The sequence below is a fragment of the Hymenobacter arcticus genome (assembly GCF_054779975.1).
Genome location: NZ_BAAGXF010000005.1, coordinates 219768 through 238461, shown reverse-complemented (window position 1 = coordinate 238461; position 18694 = coordinate 219768). Strand labels below are relative to the sequence as shown.

Here is an 18694-nt window from a genome sequence, read left to right as displayed (position 1 = left end):
ATTAATTAAAACCATGACAGAACTCGAAGCGCTAGAACTCTTAAAACATCACAGCTATAACCATGATGATATAGAGCATCCCAAAACTACTCAGGGTTTTTTGGGAATGCTCAGACCATTTACTGGGCAGTTATACGAAGCTAATTTTCATGAATTAATGTCCATCATAAAACTTCTGAAGGAACATTTCAGAGGTGATAGAATTGAGCGGCAAATCATTTCTTCGTTTTGGGGTATTTGTCATTTCAGTGCCGCATGGGGACTTGACGAAGATGGTATGCTTAGGCGCAACAATCTTTTAAGTGCAGAACAAGTCCAGCAATTATCGACTTGGATTGAGTGCGTTTCCTATACCATTTCAAGTTTACTTGATGGCGTAGATGACGATGGGGCCTTTGAGCTTTACAGACTTTATCTAGAGGATAATCCTTAGCAGGTTTCATCGTAAATCTCGGCCAGCGTAAGCGTTAGATTTAACTCTGGAATAATCAGCACTTCATCCGGCCCGGTTAATACTGTTATTATCCACTCGTCAGCCTCGTTACGGCGGAAATATTCTACCAGCCACGTAGCACGTAGCCTGCGATACCATAATATCAATGCCGCAGCGAAGGCAGCTGCTGATACTGCCTGAACTTCCGGCCCCGGTCATCGTCCTCGGTTTCGGGGTACGATACCTGTAGCAACAGTTGAGGCTTCCGAATCAAGGCGATTTCGCCGGCTCCTTCTTCTGCGCCGCACACGAGCAGGTTGGGATAGGTGTAGTGCTTGTTTTCGCGCACTACCAGCAGAATACCTAGCGTGTACACCCGATTTTCGCTGTGCCGCAAAGCCTGACGAAAGGCTGTGGCACAGTTCATCACAATTGTGTTGTGATTAGTTGTATCGCCGGGATGCTCGATTATCTGGCCCTCAAAAAAGTCGTGGCGCGCCTCACTCTTGACTTCCAGGGCAAAATACTCCTCAGCCGTGCATTGGTGCGGCTGTGCGTCGGCAAGCTCCATAAGGCCAAAGACAACCACTTGACCGAGCAGTTGAAAACCGCGCCTGGCGTGGCCGGTTGTAGCGGCCCCATCCTATGCCAGCCCCGGTCGCTGCGCCTCCTGCCCTCTCCCAGCATGTCCGAATTCACCATTATTGACAAGGCCCGCCTTTACCTGCTGTACGCGCTCAGTCCACTTGCGCCGCCGGTATTAAAAGACCCTACCCTGCGGGTAATCCTCATCCGGCACGGCGAAAAGCCCGACGAGGGTGACAACCTCACCTGTGCTGGCCTAAACCGGGCCCTGGCCCTGCCCGCCGTGCTCAACCGCCTGATGCCCACGCCCCCCAACCGCACCTACGTGCCACTCATTGGCACCGATGGCAAAAAGACGACCAGCGTGCGCATGTTCCAGACCGTGACGCCCTACGCGGTGCAGCACAACCTCGTCCTCAACAGCGACTATGCCACCGATAACATCGAGGGCATTACCCAGGACATTCGGCAGCGCCGGGGTACGGTGCTGCTAGTGTGGGAGCATAACAGCATCGTTGAAATTGCCAATAAGCTAGGGATAAAGGAAGTAGAGGATTGGCCCGATACCGACTTCGATAGCATCTGGACCATTACTTTCAGCGGCGGGGGCCGCAAAGGCAAAGCCAAGCATCCCAGCCTCGCCAAAACCCGACAGCATATCCGGCCCTCAGCTACCTGCCCAGCTTAGTAAGCAGTCAGCCCACGCGGGCAGCATAAAAATCTGCTCCTTGATAACTCATATTAGCCAGCACTTTTAAGGGCGCTAGGCCCGTGTATATCCGGTGCTTTTTACTGAGCCAAGCGCGCAGTTTGGGCTATTAAGTAGCGGCGCTGCTCCATAAGCAGTACAAATAAGGCCGCTCGCCCCGAGGGCTAATAAGCTGAACGCTAGCCCAAAAATCCATTTCTGTCCGTAGCTTAGAGAGTTGATTAAAACCTCTACGTTACTTCCATGAAACCCACCACTACCTTTAAGTTAGCTTGCTTGCTAAGCTTGCTGATGCTTTGTAGCTGCCTCACCTCCCGCGATGCCCGCATCGAGTCGAGCTACAGCTACCGGGGGCGCTTCCGGCATTACCGCACCTACAATTTTTTGAGTGGCAACGGCCTCACCGCCGACAGTACCCGCATCAGCGAAGCCCTGCGCGATGCCGTGAAACAGCGCATGCGCCTGCAAGGCTACCGCTACTCGCACCGCAACCCCGACCTCATGGTGAGCCTCAAGTTGTTTGAAGGCGACATCCGTTTCCCCGGCTTCGTGCAGGACGACATCACGCGCTGGGTTAAAAACAACGAGGCCGAAGACGAAGAAACCCCCGATGAGCAGCGCCACGGCTACCAGCAAACCCGCATGCTCATGCTTGATGGTACCCTCATGGTCACGCTCATCGACACGCACACCGACAACGCCATCTGGAACGGCTACGCCTCGGGCGTGGTAGTGCCCGAGGGCCTGCGGGGCGAATACGTGCTGGTGCGCTCGGTGCGCTCCATCTTCGACCGCTACCGCATTTTCACCGAAAATTATTTCAACGGCGGCAACCTCGACGGGGCCATGAACGGCCAGCCCAGCGGCGAGCCGGGGGCCGCGCCAAGCGTGGTGCCAGTCTCCGAAACCCCGCGCTAAGCGGCGGCAGGTCACTTTTCGCTTTCGCCCAACCCGGCGCAAGTGTACCTTTGCCTGTCTGCGCTAAAGCGCTTGCTACCTAACTAGCTGACCTGTATGCTACTCGTTGTTAATTCCGCCTACCAGCCCAGCGACTACCTGCCCATCCTCATTCAGTTTGGGCTGGCCGTGGCGTTCGTCGCCTTCGCCATGGTTGTGTCGCACCTCGTGGGGCCCAAGCGCCACAGCACAGTAAAAGACGCCTCCTTCGAATGCGGCATTGAAAGCGTGGGCAACGCCCGCACGCCCATCTCGGTGAAGTACTTCCTCACGGCCATCCTGTTTGTGCTGTTTGATGTGGAGGTAATCTTCATGTACCCCTGGGCCGTCAACTTCCGCCAGCTCGGCACCGCTGGCTTCGTGGAGATGATAATCTTCATGACGCTGCTCATGGCGGGCTTCGGCTACGTTATCAAAAAAGGCATTCTGCGCTGGAACGAGGCCGTGCCCAGCCAAACTTTCACGGCAAAGCCGGTGTTGGCTAAGCAGCCTGCCGAGGTTGCCCAGGCCGCCTAGCAATTATCAGTCATCAATTACCAATTATCAGTAATACGACACGTTTTCGCGCATCGTAACTTGCTGATTGCTAATTGAAATGATAATTGATACCTGTTAACTGATAATTGAATATGGATACCCGCGTTCCTGAAATCAAATCCGTGTCGGCCCCCGAGGGCATCGAAGGCGCGGGCTTTTTTGCTACTTCTCTGGAGAAAGTGGTGGGCATTGCCCGCGCTAATTCGCTGTGGCCCTTGCCGTTTGCTACCTCGTGCTGTGGCATCGAGTTCATGGCCACCATGGGCGCCCACTACGACATTTCACGTTTTGGCTCCGAACGCCCCAGCTTCTCGCCCCGCCAGGCCGACTTGCTGATGGTAATGGGCACCATCGCTAAGAAAATGGCCCCCATCGTGAAGCAGGTGTACGAGCAAATGGCCGAGCCCCGCTGGGTGCTGGCCATGGGCGCCTGCGCCTGCTCGGGCGGCATTTTCGACAGCTACTCGGTGCTGCAAGGCATCGACCGTATCATTCCGGTTGATGTGTACGTGCCCGGCTGCCCGCCCCGCCCCGAGCAAGTGCTCGATGGCCTGATGCGCGTGCAGGACCTCGCCAAAAACGAGAGCATCCGCCGCCGCAACTCGCCCGAGTACGCTGCACTGCTGGCTTCCTACAATATCAAGTAATTTCTTTAGCTATTGGCCTTTAGCTGTTAGCTGTTAGCTTCCTCTTTTTTGAAGCGTTTCAGTAAAAAGCTAACAGCTAGTAGCCATAAGCTAACAGCTAAAAAGCATGGCTGACCCGACCAAAGAAGAATCGACCGCCGCGCAGGAAACCGTCGCTGCCCAGGACCCCACCGCGCAGCAAAACGCCCAGATACTGGCGCTGCTGCACAGCCTGTTTGGCGAGGCCACGTTTAGCGACGTGAGCGAACCCTACGGCCTGCTCACGGTAACGACCAAGCGTGAGCACATCCATGGCATCGTGGCGGGCTTGCAGCAGGATGAAACGCTCAAGTTTCACTTCCTTACCACTATGTGCGGCATCAATTATCCCGAGAACCTGAACCAAGAGCTCGGCATAATTTACCACTTGCACAGTTTGGTGCACAACATCCGGCTGCGCATCAAGATATTCTTCCCGGTAGCCGACCCAGTAGTACCCACGCTATCAGATATTTACGCGGCCGCCAACTGGATGGAGCGCGAAGCCTACGATTTCTACGGCGTCATCTTCACCGGCCACCCCAACCTGCGCCGCATTCTGAATGTGGAGGACATGGACTATTTCCCCATGCGCAAGCAGTACCCCGTGGAAGACGGCACCCGCGAAGACAAAACCGACCTCTTCTTTGGTCGCTAATTTTTAGATTGTCATGCTGACGAAGAAAGCATCTTATCACAGCTGCTTCGTCAGAAATCAGTAATCCGAGCGGCGTAAGCGTGATAAGATGCTTCGCAGGCGAACGCCAGATGTGGCATGACAGCAGTAACTATGGCAGTAAACGACGCCCTGGCCGGCACCCACAAGATAACTGAAGAGGCCCGCGAGCAGCAGGGCGGTCAGTTGGTGCCCACCCTCAACGACTTTTCGCAGGAGCTCACGACCCTCAACCTGGGCCCGACGCACCCCGCCACGCATGGCATTTTTCAGAATATCCTGCAAATGGATGGCGAGCGCATCATTTCGGGCGTGCCGACTATCGGTTACATCCACCGGGCGTTTGAGAAAATCGCGGAGCGACGGCCGTTCTATCAGATTACGCCCCTAACGGACCGCATGAACTACTGCTCGTCACCCATCAACAACATGGGCTGGCACATGACGGTAGAAAAGCTACTCGGCGTAACGGTACCCAAGCGCGCCCAGTATATCCGCGTGATAATGATGGAGTTGGCCCGTATTGCCGACCACCTTATCTGCAACTCCATCTTGGGCGTAGACACGGGGGCCTTCACCGGCTTCCTCTACGTGTTCCAGGAGCGCGAAAAGATTTACGAGATTTACGAGGAAGTGTGCGGCTCGCGCCTCACCACCAACATGGGCCGCGTGGGTGGCATGGAGCGCGACCTCACGCCCGTGGCCATCGACAAGCTGCGCACTTGGCTGAAGGAGTTTCCGGCCGTAATGAAGGAATTTGAGGCGATGTTCAATCGCAACCGCATCTTCATGGACCGCGTGGTAAACGTGGGCCCTATTACTGCGGAGAAGGCATTGAACTATGGCTTCACCGGCCCCAACCTGCGGGCCGCGGGCGTCGATTACGACGTGCGGGTAATGAACCCTTATTCTTCCTACGAGGACTTCGAGTTCGACATTCCGGTAGGCACCAACGGCGATACTTACGACCGTTTCATGGTGCGCAACGAGGAAATTTGGCAGAGCCTGCGCATTATCAATCAGGCACTTGACCGCCTGCCCGATGGGCCTTTTCACGCCGACGCGCCGCATTACTACCTACCCACCAAGGAAGCCGTGTATAAAAACATGGAGGCCCTGATTTATCACTTCAAAATCATTATGGGCGAGATTGACGCTCCAGTGGGTGAAGTGTACCATTCGGTGGAAGGCGGCAACGGCGAGCTGGGTTTCTACCTGGTTTCGGACGGTGGGCGCACGCCCTACCGCCTGCACTTCCGCCGGCCGTGCTTCATCTATTACCAAGCCTATTCGGAAATGGTAGTGGGCACAAGCCTCTCGGATGCCATCGTGATTTTGTCGTCGATGAACGTGATTGCCGGCGAGCTGGACGCCTAGTTTTTTAGTTGAAAGTACTTGATATGGAGCCGACTACCACGCCCACCAAACTTCAGTTTTCGCCCGCCGCCCAGGCCGAAATTAAGCGCCTGCTTACGCATTACCCCGACGACCGCAAGAAGTCAACCTTGCTGCCCGTGCTGCACATTGCGCAGGCCGAGTTTGGCGGTTGGGTAAGCCCCGAGGTGCAAGACTTGGTAGCCGAAACTCTGGGCCTGCGCTCCATTGAAGTGTACGAGGTAAGCACGTTTTACACGATGTTCAACCTCAAGCCCGTAGGCAAGCACGTACTGGAAATCTGCCGCACCGGACCCTGCATGCTGCGCGGCTCCGATGAGCTAACAGCTCACTTAGAGCGCATTACCGGCGCGAAGGTGGGCGGCACTTCGCCCGATGGTCACTTCACCCTTAAAGAAGTGGAATGCCTGGCTGCCTGCGGCTTTGCCCCCGTAGTGCAGGTGCGCGAGAAATACTACGAGTCGCTCGACACGGAAGCCAACGTGACCGCTATGCTCGATGAACTGCGCGGCCTGGTGCACCGGCCCATCCTGCCTTGGGAGGAAAACGGCCTGCCAACTTCATTGCAAAACAACTAACAGCCAACGTTATGGGACGCAAGCTATTAACCGAACACGTCAACGTTGAAGGCATTGAAACCTTCGCTGTGTACCGCAAGCACGGCGGCTACCGCGCCGTGGAAAAGGCGCTAAAAATGACGCCCGACGAGGTGGTGGAAGAAGTAAAAAAGTCGGGCCTGCGCGGGCGCGGCGGTGCCGGCTTCCCTACGGGCCTTAAGTGGAGCTTCTTGGCTAAGCCCGAGGGCGTGCCGCGCTACCTCGTCTGCAACGCAGACGAGTCAGAGCCCGGTACATTTAAGGACCGCTACCTGATGTCGAAGCTGCCGCATCTGCTCATCGAGGGCATGATTGCGGGTAGCTATGCCTTGGGGGCGCGCACCAGCTACATCTATATTCGCGGTGAGCTTTTGTACGTGCTGCGTATTCTAGAGAAAGCCATTGCCGAAGCTTATGCGGCTGGCTTTCTAGGTGAGAATATTCAGGGCTCGGGCTATTCGCTTGATTTGCACGTACATCCGGGCGCTGGCGCGTACATCTGCGGCGAAGAAACGGCACTGCTGGAATCGCTGGAAGGCAAGCGGGGCAACCCGCGCAACAAGCCGCCGTTCCCGGCTGTGCAGGGCCTATACGCCCGGCCTACGGTGGTCAACAACGTGGAAAGCCTTGCTAGTGTCGTGCCTATCCTCAACCTGGGTGGCGATGAATATGCCAAACTCGGCGTGGGTAAAAGCACGGGTACCAAGCTATTTTCGGCCTGCGGCCACCTCAATAAGCCCGGCATCTACGAGTTGGAGTTGGGGGTACCGGTAGAAGAATTCATTTACTCTGATGAGTACTGCGGGGGTATTTGGAAAGGGCGTGAGCTGAAGGCCGTAGTGGCTGGAGGCTCCTCTGTGCCAATTCTACCCAAGGAACTGATACTCAAAACGGCCGCTGGCGAACCGCGTCTCATGACTTACGAGTCGCTGAGCGATGGCGGCTTCGTGACGGGTACCATGCTGGGTTCGGGCGGCTTTATTGCGATGGACGAAACGACGTGCATCGTGAAGAACACCTGGAATTTCTCACGCTTCTACCACCATGAAAGCTGCGGCCAGTGCTCGCCCTGCCGCGAAGGCACCGGCTGGATGGAGAAGGTATTGCATCGCCTAGAGCACGGCCACGGCTCGATGCACGACATCGACCTGGTAGTGAGCGTGGCCAAGCAGATTGAGGGCAACACCATTTGCCCGCTTGGCGAGGCCGCTGCGTGGCCGGTGGCCGCCGCCGTACGCCACTTCCGCGACGAGTTTGAGTGGCACGTAACGCACCCCAAGGAGGCAACTGCGCCGGGCGCGGTGTACCGGGGCAATATGGTACTGGCCTAATTAACTGTCATGCTGAGGAACGAAGCATCTTATCACGGCTGCGCCCCTCAGGTTAACTTAATCCAACGACGCGCGCGTGATAAGGTCCTTCGCAAGCTCAGGATGACAAACGTATTCATAAGCCGTATTTATTCTAATGGCTAAAATAACCTTCGACGGAATTGAGGTAGAAGTACCCGACGGTACTACCATCCTCAACGCGGCCCGCAAAATCGGGGGCGGCGTGGTGCCGCCCGCCATGTGCTACTACACACCTCTGAAAGGCAGCGGCGGCAAGTGCCGCGCCTGCCTGGTTCGCGTGGCGGCCGGCTCAGCCAAGGACCCGCGCCCCATGCCCAAGCTGGTGGCCTCGTGCATTACGCCGGTGCAGGATGGTATGGTAGTCGAAAACACGACCAGCCAGCAGGTTCTTGATGTGCGCAAGGGCATTGTAGAGATGCTGCTCATCAACCACCCACTCGACTGCCCGGTGTGCGACCAGGCTGGTGAGTGCGACTTGCAGAACTTCGCTTTCGAGCACGGCGTGAGCACTACGCGCTACGAAGAGGAGCGCCGCACGTTTGAGAAAATTGACATCGGCCCCTATATCCAGCTGCACATGACGCGGTGCATCCTGTGCTACCGCTGCGTATACACCGCCGACCAGCTCACCGAGGCCCGCGTGCACGGCGTACTGGGCCGGGGCGATGCTTCCGAAATCGGGACGTACATTGAGAATACGATTTCCAACGACTTCAGCGGCAACGTGATTGATGTGTGCCCCGTGGGCGCGCTGACTGATAAGACGTTCCGCTTCAAGCAGCGCGTGTGGTTTACCAAACCGGTAAATGCGCACCGCGACTGCGGCCACGAGAAATGCACGGGCCACGTAACGCTCTGGTACAAAGGCAAAGACGTACTGCGCGTGACGGCCCGAAAGGACGAATACGGCGAAGTGAAAGAGTGGATTTGCAATGAATGCCGATTCGAAAAAAAGGAGACGGCTGATTGGATAATTGAAGGTCCGGCGCATATCGACCGCTCCTCGGTTATTTCGGCTAACCACTACGAGTTGCCGGTTATCAACCCCCAGGTAATTGCCGACTTGCCCGAAAGCACCGTGCGCGAGCTAGAACAAAACCCGCCCCTGAAACTGGGTGGCCTGAGCGGCACCACTTTCTAAGTATTCACGATTTTCGCCATGCTGACGGAGGAAGCATCTTATCACAGCTGCTTCTGTCAGAGCCACTTATTACAAAAGCGCCGCGAATCGGATAAGCTACTTCGCACGCTCAGCCTGACACTTTATTTATGCCTCTCGAGAATCTAGGCTGGCAAGGCCTCGTTGTTCTGGTCGTTTTCGGCGTTTCGCTGCTGATTGCCACTTACTGCACCTATGCGGAGCGCGTTATCGCCGCCTTTTTGCAAGACCGCGTGGGGCCGGACCGCGCCGGGCCCTGGGGCCTCGCGCAGCCGCTGGCCGATGCTGTAAAACTCTTCACAAAAGAAGAATTCTTTCCGGCCGGGGCCAATAAGGCGCTGTTCGTCTTTGGGCCCTGCCTGGCGATGATTACGGCCCTGATGTCGTCGGCAGTTATTCCATTTGGTAGCTACCTCAAGTTTGGCGAAACTGTGGTGCACTTGCAGGGCATTGAAATCAACGTGGGCATGCTCTACGTGTTCGGCATTGTGTCGCTGGGCGTGTACGGCATCATGATTGGCGGCTGGGCTTCCAATAATAAGTTTTCGCTGCTGGGTGCCATTCGCGCTGCTTCTCAGAACATTAGCTACGAGCTTGCCATGGGCCTAGCTCTGATTGCGGTGCTCATGATGTCGGGCTCGCTATCACTGCGCGACATCACGCTGCAGCAGTCGGTACCCGGCGAGTGGCACTTCTGGAACGTGGTGAAGCAGCCGCTGGGATTCCTCATCTTCATCGTGTGTGCCTTTGCCGAAACCAACCGCACGCCCTTCGACTTGCCCGAGTGCGAAACCGAACTGGTGGGCGGCTATCATACCGAGTATAGCTCCATGAAAATGGGCTTGTACCTGTTTGCTGAGTACATCAACGTGTTCGTGGCTTCGGCCGTGATGAGCGTTATCTACTTCGGGGGCTTCAACTTCCCCTTCCAGTACGAGCTGCAAAGCTGGTTGCACAATGCGCAGGGTCTGTCGCTGGATGCGGCCCAAAACATCGTGGCTATGTTGGGCGTGGTGAGCGTATTTGCCAAGATTTTCTCGTTCATCTTCTTCTTCATGTGGGTGCGCTGGACGCTGCCACGTTTCCGCTATGACCAGTTGATGCGCCTGGGTTGGACTATTCTTATCCCACTGGCTATCTTCAACATCCTACTCACTGGCGGCCTCATCACTACCGGCATTATCCCGGAAATAAAGTCGTGGTGGTTGGTAAGCTAGGCCTTTGCCGCTCCCCGTTCCACGCCCTATCTACCTGACCTATGCAATCGCTAAGCAACCGCGCCAAGAAACTGGAAAAGAAGCCCATGACGCTCGCCGAGCGGGCTTACTTGCCAGCGATTTTTCAGGGCCTGACCATTACCATGCGGCACTTTTACCGGGCCGCGACCAAAAAGCAGGTGACCATTCGTTACCCCGAAGAAACGCGCCCGTTCTCACCGGTATTTCGGGGCCTGCACGTGCTCAAGCGCGATGAGCAGGGCCGCGAGCGCTGCACGGCCTGCGGCCTGTGCGCCGTAGCCTGTCCCGCCGAGGCCATTACGATGGTAGCCGGCGAGCGCAAAAAGGGCGAGCAAAACCTTTACCGCGAAGAGAAATACGCCGTTAGCTACGAAATAAACATGCTGCGCTGCATCTTCTGCGGCTTGTGTGAGGAGGCTTGCCCTAAGGCGGCCGTGTACCTGCAAGCCGATAAAATGGCGCCGCCGCGCTACGAGCGCGACGAGTTCATTTATGGCAAAGACCGGCTGGTGGAGCCCGTGTCGCCGGATAACCGCTCGAAGCGCGGCATCCAGCTCACGCTTGAGCAGGCTGATAAGCTGCGCGGCCAGGCAACTCCAGCCTAGTGCTGGGCGGCAAGCGTTGGCTTACCGATTACTAAAACTCACAAGCAGAACGGCAAGCTAAAGCTTACCACCTAGTGTATGTCCCTCTTTCTTTTCCTTGCGTTCGTAGCCTTGCTGAGTGCCCTGGGCGTGGTACTGACCAAAAACCCAGTGCACAGCGTACTGTTCCTTATTCTCACGTTTTTCACGCTATCGGCTCATTACCTGATGCTTAACGCGCAGTTTTTGGCCGCTGTGAATATCATCGTGTACGCGGGGGCCATTATGGTGCTGTTTCTGTTCGTGATTATGTTCCTGAACCTCAACCAGGATACCGAGCCGCACAAGCCGATGCTGGCGAAGGTGGCCGCTACTATTGCCGGCGGCTCGCTGCTGCTGATAATGGTGGCCGCCCTGCACAATGTGCAGCCCACGGGCTACGACCCGGCTACGTTCGACTCGCAAGTGGGTATGGTTGACCGGCTGGGCATGGTACTGTTTAAGCAGTATTCGCTGCCGTTTGAGTTGGCTTCTATTCTGTTGCTGGCCGCGATGGTGGGCTCAGTGATGCTGGGTAAGCGCGAAACGGGCGAGCGGAATTTCTAGAATCTGCCTCTTGAATTGAAGAGCGGTAACTGCATAGGCAGTTACCGCTCTTTTTTTTGTCCGAAGTAGTTGTACTAAGCCCAAGCCAGCAAACTAACGCGACAGCTGAGCTAACAGCAGCATGGCTATTTCTATAATAATCTATTTAATTGATTAACAAGTACTTAGCGAAAGAGAAATTTACCAGTAACATTCAGTACATTTACCACACGCCCACTGTAGTGCTTTCTCCCACCCTTCTTCTACTGGCTTGTGAACACTTCTTCGCAACGAGCATGCGCAGCCTGGGCCGACGAGGCACTGCTTCGGGCGCTGGCCCAGGACGACCGCGCGGCCTTTGCAGAGGTATATGAGCGGTACTGGCAGCGCCTGTTTGGGCTGGCCTACCGCAAGCTAAAATCGCGGGAAACGGCTGAGGAACTGGTGCAGGACCTGTTTGCCGCGTTGTGGCACAAGCGGGCCGAGCACCACATTGAGCAGCTGGAGTCCTACTTAATAGGCGCTATCAACCACCGCATTATTGGGTATTTACGGGCAAACCAGGTGCGCACCGCCTACGCCGACTACTGCCGCTGGCACCAGCAGGAAATGACCCAAGAAACGGAGCAAGCCCTTGCGGCAGCCGACCTGTCCGAAGCCTTTGCCAGAGCGATGCTGTGCTTGCCCGAGCAATCGCGGGAAATATTTCGGCTCAACCGGCTGGAGCACTTTTCTGTGCAGGATATTTCGCAGCAGCTCAACCTCTCTGCGAAGGCGGTGGAGTATCACCTCACAAAATCGCGCCGGCTGCTCCGGGGTTATTTGCGGGACTTTGTGTTGATGGGGCTGTTTTTCTTAGTTAGCTAACAAAGACCTGATTTCACACAATCAATTTATTTTCAATACTTTACAAGTTAAAAGGATTGTGGGAATTGGAAACGTAGGCAGTTCTCTCGGCTAGGGGCGCAAAGAATTTTCTTAATACGTTAGGGGTCAGTAGTAGTTGCGCGTCTTCCTTGGTAGAAGCCCGCTATTACCATGATAACCCAAGCTGAATTTGACGATTTGCTCCAACGCTACCTCTGCGGCCGCAGCCCGGCCAGCGAGCAGCAGCTGGTGGAGCAGTGGAGCCAGCAGCTGGGGCAGGCTGAAAACCTGCTGTTGCAGCCCGAATCGCAGGAGCAGGTGCGGGCTGCTATGTGGCAGCGCATTGAGCAGCTTACCCAGGCCCCGGCCGCGGTGGTGCCCCCCGCGCCAGTGCAGCTGCTGATGCGCCCCCCCGCGCTGTGGCGGCGGCCGGCATTGCGCTGGGCGGCCGTGGCGCTGCTGGGGTTGGGTATGGGCTGGTGGCTACCCCGGCACCAAGCAGCCGCCCCACCGGCGCACTGGGTGCAGCGCACCAATACCAACCAACCCGCGCAGCACTTAACCCTGGCCGATGGCAGCTCCGTAACGCTGTACCCGGGCAGCACTCTGCGCTATGCAGATGGCCTGCTGGGGGCCCGGCGTGAAGTGTACCTGCAAGGCAAAGCCTGCTTTAAGGTAACCAAAAACCCGGCCCGACCTTTTCTGGTCTTTACCGATAAGCTGGTAACTACCGTGCTGGGTACTAGCTTCTTGGTGACCGCCTACGCCGGCATGGAGGCCAAGGTAGCAGTGCGCGAGGGCCGCGTTTCGGTGCAGCCCCGCGCGGGGGCCGAGCTGGCGGCCACGCCTGCCCAGCCGGCGGCGCACGGCGTACTGCTGCTGCCCAACCAGGAGGTATTATACTCCACTGCTAGTAAGGCACTTACCAAAACGCTGGTGGAGCAGCCGGTGCTGCTGGCCCCCCAAACGCTGACATTCAAAAACCGGCCGGTGGCCGAGGTATTAGCCGCTTTGGCAAAAGCGTACGGCGTCAATATCGTGTACGACCCCGCGAAGCTGCGGGAGTGTACCATCACGATAGATTTTGACCAGGAACCCCTGTTCGAACAGCTCGACGCTTTGTGTAAAGCCTTGGATGCCAGTTATAAGAAGGCAAACAATGCTCAAATTATGTTTGAAAGCTCTGGGTGTGATACCGCTGGCTAAGAGCTAACCGACCCGGCGCTACGCCCTCGCGCCCTGCGCACTACGACACCCGCCGCCTGGTACCGCGGCGGCCCACTACCTGCTCTATTAAGTCTATCATGCTCTTTTTCAACTGGATAGACTATCACTTTCTCCATTTCCCACCCTCAACCAACTTCGGCGTATGAAAAACGGCGTACCTCCCCAGCGAGGCCTCTGGCGCCCAGCCAGTGTGCTCGCGCTCCACCTCTGCCTAGTGTCGCCTTTGGCGAGTATGGCAGCCGGCGGCTCCATTCGGGCCCAGATTGTGCTAGACCGCAAGGTCACGGTAAAAATTGAATCACAGACGATTGAGTCAGTACTGGACCAGTTGTCCAGCCAGCTGCACATCAAGTTTGTGTACAGCCCCAAGTTGATTGGGGCCAGCCGGCGGGTATCGCTGAAGCTGGCCGACAAGCCCCTCACGCAGGTGCTGGACGAGCTGCTGGCCCCGCGCAAAATTGCGTACGAGGTACGCAACAACCGCGTTATCCTCAGCCAGGCCAAGCCCGCGGCCAACGTGCCCGTGTCGGGCCGCGTGACGCAGCCTAGCGGCGATGGCCTGCCCGGCGTAACGGTGGTGGTAAAAGGTACTACCATTGGCACCAGTACCGATGCCGACGGCCGCTTTTCGCTCGACGTGCCCGAGGGCAGTACCCTGGTATTCAGCAACGTGGGCTATGCCAAGCAGGAGCTGCCCATAACCGGCCCCACGAGCAGTATAGCCATCTTGCTGAAGGATGACCAGCAGGCGCTGAGCGAAGTAGTGGTGGTGGGCTACGGCACCCAGGAGCGCCAGAGCGTGACGGGCGCCGTGGCCTCGGTATCGGGCCGCGAGATTGCGTCGCAGCCGGTGGCTGACCCCGCGCAGGCCATTCAGGGCCGGGCGGCGGGCGTGCAGGTGGTATCCAACTCGGGCGCGCCGGGTGGGCAGGGCGGCACCTCCATCCGGGTGCGGGGCGTTACCTCGGCCGGCAACAACTCGCCGCTGTACGTGGTCGATGGCTTTCCGCTACCCTCGGCGGTGGATGGCAACGGCAATGCCACGGGCACGGAGCTGAGTAGCATCAACCCGAACGACATCGAAACCATTGACGTACTGAAAGATGCGTCGGCCACGGCCATCTACGGGGTGCGGGCCGCCAACGGCGTGGTGCTCATCACCACCAAACGCGGCAAGGCGGGCACGTCCAACGTCAACTTCGATGGCTACCTGGGCGTGCAAAACGTGTGGCGCCAGCCGGGGCTGCTCAACTCGCAGCAGTACGCCACGCTCAACAACGAGGCGCGCAACAACTACAATACGCAGTTTGCGGGCCAGACGCCCGTGCCGCTCAACCCGCTGTTTGACACGCCCGACAAGATAGCGGCGCTGCAAACCACCAACTGGCTGGACGCGATTTTTCAGCCGGCCCGCATTCAGAACTACTCCTTGTCGGCCACGGGCGGCAGCGAGAAGGCGCGCTACGCCATCAGCGCCGGCTATTTCCAGCAGAACGGCACCATCATCGGCTCGAATTTTCAGCGCTTTACAGTACGCTCCAACGGGGAGATTCAGCTGAACAAAGTGCTGAAGATTGGCAACACGCTGGCCCTCACCCACCAGGAGGAGCGGCCGCTGGCCAATGACAACAACGAGATTTCGGGGCCCATTCAGTTGGCCTTGCAGGCCCCGCCCTTTCGGCCGGCCTATAACCCCGACGGTAGCTTTTACGAGTTTAACAGCACCGACTTCTTTGGCGAGGAAAACCCCGTGACGGGCGCCCTGCGGCCGCGCAACCGCAACAACCGCAACCGCATCACCACCACCTTCTACGCCGAGCTGGAGCCGTTTAAGGGCCTGCGCCTGCGCACCAACGTGGGGGCCGACTTGCAGTTCAACCAGAACGACCAGTTTTACCCGTCCATTGTGGGCTCGGCCAAGTACCAGCCGCAGAACTCGTCGGGTAGCAGCAACTCCAACTACAACCCGAGCTACCTCATCGAGAACACGGCCACCTACGACCGCACCTTCTCGGAAAAGCACCACTTTACGCTGCTGCTCGGGCAGTCGGCCCAGCAGTTCGACTACTTCTACCTGGGCGGCAGCCGCACGGGCTACCCCAACAACGCGCTGGTAACCATTGACCGGGGCCCAATAAATGCCCTCATCAACAACAACGGCGGCAACGGGCAGAGCCGACTGGCCAGCTACTTCGGGCGCTTCAACTACGATTTTGCCGGCAAATACCTGTTCTCGGCCATTGCCCGCTACGACGGCTCGTCGGCCTTCGCGCTGGAAAACAAGTTTGGCTTCTTCCCCGGCCTGTCGGCGGGCTGGCGCATCTCGGAAGAGGAATTCATGAAGGACATCAGCGCGGTGAGTAACCTGAAGCTGCGCCTGGGCTACGGCAAGGTGGGTAACCCGCTGAACGCCGGCGCATTTGGCTACCTGCCCACCATCAACGCGGGCACGAACTACGGCTATGTGTTTGGTACGGGCAGCCAGAACCTGGCCACCGGCGGCGTACCTACCCGCTTGCCTAACAATGACTTGCGCTGGGAAAACAACATTCAGTACAACATTGGCCTGGACATGGGCTTCTGGCAGAACCGGGTGACGGCGTCGGTAGACCTCTACCAGCGCACCTCGCCCAACCTGCTGCTCAACGTGCCGGTATCGGCGGTGTCGGGCACCAGCGATGCCGTGCCCACCAACTCGATTGCCTCACGCAACCGGGGCGTGGACTTGTCCATCACGACGAGCAACTTCGTGAGCCCCGACCCCGGCGGCTTCACCTGGTCGACCACGCTGAACTTGTCGGCTTATCGCAACAAGATTACCGACCTGGGCGTAGGCAAGCCATTCAACGGCCAGGGTATTCGGGGCGGCTCTAACCTGACGCGCTACGACGTGGGCCAGGCCTTTGGCGCCTTCTACGGCTACGTGGCCGACGGCCTCATCCAGACCGCCGACGAGCTGGCATCACTCAACAACGGCTCGCCCAGCAAGGTGTACCAGACTTCGGGCACGGCCCCCGGCGACATCAAGTTCAAGGATTTGAACGGCGATGGCGTGGTGAACGGCCTCGACCGCACCTACATCGGCAATCCCAACCCCGACTTCACCTACGGCCTCAATAACACCTTCTCCTACAAGGGTTTCGACCTGAATGTGTTCTTACAAGGCTCGCAGGGCAACGATGTGTACAACCTGAACCGCTACTACCTGGAGGGTGGCCTGGCTGCCGCCACCAACGCCGGCACCATTGCCCTGGACCGCTGGACCGGCCCCAACACCAGCAACTACGTGCCCCGCGCCGTGTACAACGACCCCAACCAGAACATCCGCATTTCGAGCCACTACGTGGAAAACGGCTCCTACCTGCGCATGAAGCTGCTCACGCTGGGCTACACCCTGCCCGCCGCCATGCTCACCACGCTGCACACCCAGCGCGTGCGGGTATACGTGAGCGCGCAGAACCTGTTTACCGTGACCAAATACACTGGGTTTGACCCCGAGCTGGGCAACCAGGGCAATAGCCTGGGCGTCGACCGGGGCATTTATCCGCAGGCGCGCGTGTTCTTGGCGGGCCTCAACCTGGGCTTCTAAGCACTTGCTGCTAAAGCCTTCACCCTTCAAAATCCCACCCTTATGTCACTCCACTTTATAGCGTTTAAAAAGCCCCTCGGGGCGAGCGCGGCCCTGCTGGCGCTGGGGCTGCTGGCCGGCTGCACCAAAGAATACCTCGACTTGCAGCCCCGCGACGCGGTGTCGACCGAGCTGTTTTACAAAACTTCGACCGATGCCGTGCAGGCCACCACGGCCGCCTATGCCCAGATTCGGGGCGATGGCTTTTATGGCCACTCACTGTGGGCCATGGACATTATGGCTGACAACTCCTTCGTGGGCGGCGGCGGCGCGGCCGATGGCATCGAGTTTCAGCAGCTGGATAACTACTCCATTCCGGCCAGTAACCCGGTTACGACCAGCCACTTCCAGCGCGCCTACCTGGGCATTGGGGCGGCCAACCAGGTGCTGGCCCGCGTGCCGGCCATCGATATGGACGCGACCCTGAAGAACCGCTGCCTGGGCGAGGCCGAGTTTTTGCGGGCCTTCTACTACTTTGCCCTGGTGCGGGGCTTCGGCGATGTGCCCCTGGTGCTGACGCCGGCCGCCAGCCCCGGCGAAGTGGCCAACGTGACCCGCACGCCCGCCGCCCAAGTATACGCCCAGATTGAGCTCGACCTGAAGGACGCCATCACCAAGCTGCCCGCCACCTACAGTGGCGACGACATCGGCCATGCCACCAAGTGGGCCGCCACGGCCCTGCTGGCCAAGGTGTACCTCACCGAAAACAAAATGAGCGACGCGGCCATCCAGGCCCAGGCCGTTATTGCAGGCTCGGGTAAAACGCTGTGGGCCAACTACGGCGACAACTTCAAGCTCGAAAATGAGAACGGCCAGGAGTCGCTGTTTGAGGTGCAGTACAAGAGCGGCCTCAACCAGTACACGCTCGACGGGCCGGGCTCGGGCATCAACGAGTTTTGGGGCGCGCGCTTCTTCGGTAACCCCTACGTAGTATCAGGCGGCGGCTACGGCTTCAACATCCCGGAGCAGGAGTTTGTGCTGGGCTACGAAACGGGCGACACCCGCAAGGCCCCGTCCATTTTTGTGCCCGGCGATAAGTACCCCGATGGCCAGGTGCAGCCCGCCAAGCTGGAGGGCGACCCCAATGGCTACAACGTACGCAAGTTTTACGCCGGCGCCACCTCCACCATCTGGGACTCGCCCCTAAACGTGCCCGTGCTGCGCCTCTCCGAGATGTACCTCATTAAGGCGGAGGCCCTGGGTGCTACGGCCGATGGCTATGCCGCCCTCAACGTAGTGCGCAAGCGCGCTGGTCTGCCCGACCGCACCGCCGCCAACACCACCAACTACCTCGCCACCATCCTCAAGGAGCGCCGCTACGAGCTGGCCTTCGAGATGGACCGCTGGTACGATATGAAGCGCACCAATACGCTGGTTACCGACCCCAACCTGATAGCCAAGGGCATCAAGCCCTTCAACGTGCTGCTGCCCATTCCGCAGGCCGAGATTGACGTGAACCCCAATCTAACCCAAAATGCTGGTTACTAATAACTTAACTAGC

At 58.0% G+C, this 18694-nt stretch carries 17 protein-coding genes and 1 pseudogene; 17 read left to right on the top strand and 1 reads right to left on the bottom strand.

What is annotated here, in order from left to right; genetic code table 11:
- Nucleotides 1-13: 13 nt before the first annotated feature.
- Nucleotides 14-433 carry a hypothetical protein gene (locus ACYVGC_RS11345; protein WP_460583942.1) on the top strand — a complete coding sequence of 140 codons (420 nt, stop codon included), beginning with the start codon at nt 14-16 and terminating at the stop codon, nt 431-433.
- Nucleotides 434-596: 163 nt separating this feature from the next.
- Here the strand turns inward: ACYVGC_RS11345 and ACYVGC_RS11340 are convergent, their stop codons facing one another.
- Entirely contained in the window at nt 597-1004 is a 408-nt protein-coding gene (locus ACYVGC_RS11340) for a Uma2 family endonuclease (protein ID WP_460583941.1), read from the bottom strand.
- Between the two features lie 114 nt (nt 1005-1118).
- Here ACYVGC_RS11340 and ACYVGC_RS11335 point away from each other — a divergent pair, with 114 nt between their 5' ends.
- The 16 genes and pseudogenes from ACYVGC_RS11335 to ACYVGC_RS11260 all read left to right on the top strand — a co-directional run bounded on the left by ACYVGC_RS11335 (nt 1119) and on the right by ACYVGC_RS11260 (nt 18681).
- The gene (locus ACYVGC_RS11335) at nt 1119-1706 is read left to right on the top strand and encodes a histidine phosphatase family protein (protein WP_460583940.1); all 588 of its coding nucleotides are present in this window, start codon (nt 1119-1121) and stop codon (nt 1704-1706) included.
- Nucleotides 1707-1970: 264 nt separating this feature from the next.
- Entirely contained in the window at nt 1971-2645 is a 675-nt protein-coding gene (locus ACYVGC_RS11330; RefSeq protein ID WP_460583939.1) for a DUF4136 domain-containing protein, read from the top strand.
- Nucleotides 2646-2741: 96 nt separating this feature from the next.
- Nucleotides 2742-3119 (top strand): annotated as a pseudogene (locus ACYVGC_RS11325) (NADH-quinone oxidoreductase subunit A); the annotation flags it as partial.
- A 194-nt stretch (nt 3120-3313) separates the two neighbouring features.
- Nucleotides 3314-3868, top strand: a complete 555-nt coding sequence (locus tag ACYVGC_RS11320) for an NADH-quinone oxidoreductase subunit B (protein WP_283564674.1) — start codon at nt 3314-3316, stop codon at nt 3866-3868.
- A gap of 106 nt (nt 3869-3974) precedes the next feature.
- On the top strand, nt 3975-4544 hold the full coding sequence (locus ACYVGC_RS11315) for an NADH-quinone oxidoreductase subunit C (RefSeq protein WP_460583938.1): 570 nt from the start codon (nt 3975-3977) through the stop codon (nt 4542-4544).
- Between the two features lie 132 nt (nt 4545-4676).
- Entirely contained in the window at nt 4677-5939 is a 1263-nt protein-coding gene (locus ACYVGC_RS11310; RefSeq protein ID WP_460583937.1) for an NADH-quinone oxidoreductase subunit D, read from the top strand.
- 23 nt (nt 5940-5962) lie between these two features.
- Nucleotides 5963-6535, top strand: coding sequence for an NADH-quinone oxidoreductase subunit NuoE family protein (locus tag ACYVGC_RS11305; RefSeq protein ID WP_460584065.1), 573 nt, complete (start codon nt 5963-5965; stop codon nt 6533-6535).
- Between the two features lie 11 nt (nt 6536-6546).
- Nucleotides 6547-7884 (top strand): complex I 51 kDa subunit family protein, encoded by a 1338-nt coding sequence (gene nuoF / locus ACYVGC_RS11300; protein ID WP_460583936.1) that lies wholly within the window; start codon nt 6547-6549, stop codon nt 7882-7884.
- Between the two features lie 136 nt (nt 7885-8020).
- Entirely contained in the window at nt 8021-9046 is a 1026-nt protein-coding gene (locus ACYVGC_RS11295; protein ID WP_460583935.1) for an NADH-quinone oxidoreductase subunit G, read from the top strand.
- A gap of 128 nt (nt 9047-9174) precedes the next feature.
- Entirely contained in the window at nt 9175-10281 is a 1107-nt protein-coding gene (gene nuoH / locus ACYVGC_RS11290; RefSeq protein WP_460583934.1) for a complex I subunit 1/NuoH family protein, read from the top strand.
- Nucleotides 10282-10322: 41 nt separating this feature from the next.
- A complete protein-coding gene (locus ACYVGC_RS11285) occupies nt 10323-10907 on the top strand; it encodes a NuoI/complex I 23 kDa subunit family protein (RefSeq protein ID WP_460583933.1) in 585 nt (194 codons plus the stop codon).
- Nucleotides 10908-10985: 78 nt separating this feature from the next.
- Nucleotides 10986-11492, top strand: coding sequence for an NADH-quinone oxidoreductase subunit J family protein (locus ACYVGC_RS11280; protein WP_460583932.1), 507 nt, complete (start codon nt 10986-10988; stop codon nt 11490-11492).
- Between the two features lie 252 nt (nt 11493-11744).
- On the top strand, nt 11745-12338 hold the full coding sequence (locus ACYVGC_RS11275; protein ID WP_460583931.1) for an RNA polymerase sigma factor: 594 nt from the start codon (nt 11745-11747) through the stop codon (nt 12336-12338).
- Nucleotides 12339-12509: 171 nt separating this feature from the next.
- Nucleotides 12510-13544, top strand: coding sequence for a FecR family protein (locus ACYVGC_RS11270; protein ID WP_460583930.1), 1035 nt, complete (start codon nt 12510-12512; stop codon nt 13542-13544).
- 253 nt (nt 13545-13797) lie between these two features.
- Entirely contained in the window at nt 13798-17154 is a 3357-nt protein-coding gene (locus ACYVGC_RS11265) for a TonB-dependent receptor (protein WP_460583929.1), read from the top strand.
- Nucleotides 17155-17196: 42 nt separating this feature from the next.
- Nucleotides 17197-18681, top strand: a complete 1485-nt coding sequence (locus ACYVGC_RS11260; protein ID WP_460583928.1) for a RagB/SusD family nutrient uptake outer membrane protein — start codon at nt 17197-17199, stop codon at nt 18679-18681.
- Nucleotides 18682-18694: the final 13 nt, after the last annotated feature.